The sequence below is a fragment of the uncultured Sphingorhabdus sp. genome (assembly GCF_937872355.1).
In the GTDB taxonomy this organism is placed as follows: Bacteria; Pseudomonadota; Alphaproteobacteria; order Sphingomonadales; family Sphingomonadaceae; genus Sphingorhabdus_B.
Genome location: NZ_CALMSV010000085.1, coordinates 1 through 2,184 on the forward strand (window position 1 = coordinate 1; position 2,184 = coordinate 2,184).

Consider the following 2,184-nt stretch of genomic DNA (forward strand, 5'->3'; position numbering starts at 1 on the left):
GTTCAATACCACGCAGGGCAGCACATATTTGCCCTTCAGCGCCGCGTTGGCCACGGCTAGAGATTGATCATTGGCCCGCGCATATTGCTTCAGCCGCGCATTGTAGCTTTCATAATCGGCCTTGTTGCGGAAAGGCAGATTGTCCGCCATGCCTGCAAAGCTCTGGTGCCAGCCTGAGTAAGTGGAGAAATTGATCGTCCGCTGGCCATAGCGGTTGGCTTCGACATTTTCTTCGAGCGTGCGTTTCAAAATGCCATATTCGATCTTGTCGGGTGGACTTAGCTGGCCAGCATCAACGGCTTCGAGCTTTTTCAGGATGGCTGCGCTGGCATTGGTGAAACGGTCACGCCCAGCCAGGCTGTAATCGCCAACGTCGTTCGCATAGTCGTCGATACCCAGCGAACTGGCGTAAATCGGTGATTCCTTCATCACCATTGCCCAATATTCGTCGACCAGTGATTTTACCTTCGCTCCGTCATCGGCATGGGCGGGCAATGCTGCACCGAGCAGCAACGTGGCGAACAGTATTTTACGCATGAATAACCTCCCGATTTTCATTTGCTTCTAGCGGGCTGAGATGTTCGGCACAATGTCACAGGCTTGACATCATCTGCTGGCAGCGCATGAACCGGTACAACGGACAAAGGAAAAGTCGATGCGCATTCGCAATTGGATATTCGCCACCACTGCATTGCTAGCCTTGTCCGGATGCGCGACCGGTCCGGCGAAGGAAACAACTGGGTTATCGGCGTCGACTACGGCGCAAGAGGCACTGCGGCCCTATTATGCCGGGCTGCAATCGAAATTGCCTGTGGCCGCTCCCAATCCGGTACTGGCAGATGACACCATCCTGACCCGTATCGCCTTTGGATCATGCCAGAACGAAAACCGGTCGATGGCTTATTGGGATGTGATTGCCGCGCAAAAGCCGCAGGCTTTTCTGCTGATCGGCGACAATGTATATGGCGATACCGGATCGCAGTGGAGCGCCGATATGCCAACGCTCACCGCCAGCTATCGTAAACTTTCGACGCGGCAGGAATGGGATCGCTTCCGCCGCTCGATTCCGATGATGACGACATGGGATGATCATGATTTCGGAGCCAATGATGCTGGCGGGAGCTTTGCGTTCAAGGAATATGCCGAGACGGTTTACGAAACTTATTGGGGATCCTCCGACGCGGTGAAATCCCGTCCTGGCGTATATGAGAGCCGCATCATCGGGCCAGAGGGCAAGCGGGTGCAGTTCATCCTGCTCGACACGCGTTATTTCCGCTCGGATCTGGTGCGTATGCCCTATCGCGATCCGGGCCCGACGCTTGGCTGGTATCTGCCTAACGAAGACAGGAACGCGACGTTGCTGGGTGAGGCGCAATGGCAATGGTTGGCGGGTGAGCTATCAAAACCTGCCGATGTGCGGATCATCGTCTCTTCGACGCAGGTTATTACCAATGCGCATAATTTCGAAGGCTGGACCAATTTCCCGCGCGAACGCGATAAGCTGTACCGTCTGCTTTCCGAAAAGGGCGTGAATAACGCGCTGGTCCTTTCAGGCGACCGCCACTCCGCCGGATTCTACAAAAGCGATGTGAAGGGTCTATCAAAGCCGCTTTGGGATTTCACCTCTTCATCGCTGAACATGTCGTTCGGCAAGGGCGACAGCAGGGATCGGGAGCCTGATCCGGCGCGCACGGGCGGCTTCTGGTCGATACCCAATTTCGGGCAGATCGACATCGATTGGGATGCGAAGACTGTCAAAATGTCGCTGCGCAAGGATGACGGCAGCATCATCGAGGAGCAGGTCATCAACCCCTTCGGTTGATCTCCGAAAAGTCGACAGGGGCGGCAACCGCAAGCACACGGTCGCGAATGGCCTCGGCGGTTTCACGGGGCAGGGCGATCATTTCCAGCTTGCCTCCTGCAACGCCAAAGCGCAGCGACACCAGCCCTGCCAAGCGTGCAAGTGGACTTTGCGCAATCTCGACGCTCTGCACCCGCACCTGGGGCAATATGGTCAGGCGCTGGCGCCACCATCCGTGGCGGGCATAAAGCTGCGTGCCATCACAGCCATGCCGGTATACGCGCCATTCGAAGGCATTGAACGCGAGCAGCAGCGGTATCAACAAAAGGAAAAGGGATGCGCGCATCCACGAACTTTCCGCCAGCAGTACCACCGCCGCCATA

General features: G+C 56.4%; 3 protein-coding genes. 1 reads left to right on the plus strand and 2 read right to left on the minus strand.

Annotation, left to right across the window (positions count from 1 at the left end):
* Nucleotides 1-537, minus strand: a 537-nt coding sequence (locus tag Q0239_RS04925) for a DUF885 family protein (protein WP_298599314.1), incomplete at its 3' end; no start/stop codon positions are given.
* Between the two features lie 118 nt (nt 538-655).
* Here Q0239_RS04925 and Q0239_RS04930 point away from each other — a divergent pair.
* The gene (locus Q0239_RS04930; RefSeq protein WP_298599317.1) at nt 656-1,822 is read left to right on the plus strand and encodes an alkaline phosphatase D family protein; all 1,167 of its coding nucleotides are present in this window, start codon (nt 656-658) and stop codon (nt 1,820-1,822) included.
* Here the strand turns inward: Q0239_RS04930 and Q0239_RS04935 are convergent.
* Nucleotides 1,806-2,184: PH domain-containing protein (locus tag Q0239_RS04935; protein ID WP_298599318.1), on the minus strand; the 379-nt coding region annotated here is incomplete at its 5' end. The two genes, Q0239_RS04930 and Q0239_RS04935, sit on opposite strands and share 17 nt — an antisense overlap.

Excerpts from the sequence above, each read along its gene's own strand:
- Q0239_RS04930 (WP_298599317.1), top strand. The coding sequence starts at position 656 with ATGCGCATTCGCAATTGGATATTCGCCACCACTGCATTGCTAGCCTTG.